Consider the following 1614-nt stretch of genomic DNA (forward strand, 5'->3'; position numbering starts at 1 on the left):
TGCCTGCAAACAAAAAGTCAAGCAAAAATTGAGCGAAATTTGTAGATGTAGGGAGGGAGAAAAACAGCAGCACAAAAAGGCCGCCGCCAGTGCGTCAGCCTGAATACAAGAGCCGGTATAAGTCAATCAGTCGGTTCCAGAGATAACAGATATTCCTTCACCCTGCCATAGTAGACACGAAGGAACTTATTGGCTCCAGCGGTCATGTAGACATAGTAGGGCTTTCCCTCGGCGCGTTTCTTGTCCAAGAACTGAAACACGGGGTCATCTGCAAGCGAGGTTTGGAGCAGGGCGCTCATCACCAGGAACAGTGTTCTTCTCAGTTCCGGGGAGCCGCTCTTGGAAGAAGGCGTGCTTTTAGCCTCACGCGTGCCGGACTGGTTGGCCCCGGGATCTACGCCAGCGTAAGCGGCCAGAGAGCCCTTGTGGGCAAACCGGGTCACGTCTCCAATCTCAGCCATGAGCTGGGGGCCGAGGGACTTGCCAACGCCTCCCATCGCCATGACCACAGGATACTCCGGGAGCTGCTGTGCCAGACGGTTCATCTCCGTGCGCAGTAATTCCACTGTCTTGGAGGTGGCGTTGAGTTGTTCAATGGCCTGGTGGATCAACATCTTGGTCATAGCATCCTTGGGAAGCAAAGCGATCTGGTTTTTAGCGCCTTCATGGATTTCAGCGGCCTTCCCGCTGCTGAAGTTATAGCCATGCCGCTTGCACCACTTTTGGTAACGCTGAGTGAATGCGGCGAGGCTCAGGCCCCGCACACAGTCCAGATGCCAAAAGGATGCGGCAAAGTCCACCCACTTCTGGCTGCCGTCCTCACGGGCGGGGCTGGAGAAAAGGGTGTTGACACAGGGAAAGGTCTGATCCAACAAGGAAATCAGGTTGTTCTTCATGGAGACCTTGGTCTTAGAGTACAGGCCATATTGCCGGTTCATGGTTTTCAGTTGGTAACGAATTGTATCCATAGGAGTATGTTGACGCAGTTCTACCCAGTTGTCAAGACCATACCGGGCAATCTTCCGGGAATCGGCCTTGTCCGTCTTGACCTTGCGCAGCGAGTTGTTCCCATAGTCCTTGATAAGTTTGGGGTTCACTGCGCTGACAAACAAACCGGCGTCGTGGAGCAGCTGGGCCACAGGCTCATAATACCGCCCGGTGTACTCCAGGATGACTTTTGTTTCACCGTCCAGGCTTTTCAGGTAATCTGCCAACGCCCTGAGTTCACCGGCGGTGTGACAAACTTCAAAAGGTTTTGCCACCACTTCCCCAAAGGGCCGGAGCACGGAAACCATGCTTTTCCCTTTTGAGACATCGATACCAACTGCGTTCATGCTCAACACTCCCATCACTGAATTTGCAATTTGGCAGACCGCCCATTCCTCATTGCCGATTCTATCAGTTTGGTGACACGAACGCACCGGCGTGGTGGCTCTACCTGCATAAATCGAACGCTGCGAATGAGAGGACGGCTGACTGACATTCCTGCGGACGCAAAGTCCTTGGAGGGGATCCGTCAGGCCGCTTGCTCTCTCATTCTAACAGCTTGGGCAACAAGACGATAAAAGACACGGCTGGCTGCCGTGCCTTTAACCGTAAATCTATTGTAACTGG

General features: G+C 53.5%; 1 protein-coding gene. It reads right to left on the bottom strand.

Annotated features, from left to right (window positions below; genetic code table 11):
- Positions 1 to 122: 122 nt before the first annotated feature.
- Positions 123 to 1334 carry an IS110 family RNA-guided transposase gene (locus ACESYO_RS16355; RefSeq protein WP_373210878.1) on the bottom strand — a complete coding sequence of 404 codons (1212 nt, stop codon included), beginning with the start codon at positions 1332 to 1334 and terminating at the stop codon, positions 123 to 125.
- Between the last annotated feature and the right edge of the window lie 280 nt (positions 1335 to 1614).

It is taken from the genome of Allofournierella massiliensis (assembly GCF_964241245.1).
In the GTDB taxonomy this organism is placed as follows: Bacteria; Bacillota; Clostridia; order Oscillospirales; family Ruminococcaceae; genus Allofournierella; species Allofournierella massiliensis.

Coding starts and splice junctions, on each gene's coding strand:
- ACESYO_RS16355 (WP_373210878.1), bottom strand. CDS start 1,334: ATGAACGCAGTTGGTATCGATGTCTCAAAAGGGAAAAGCATGGTTTCC.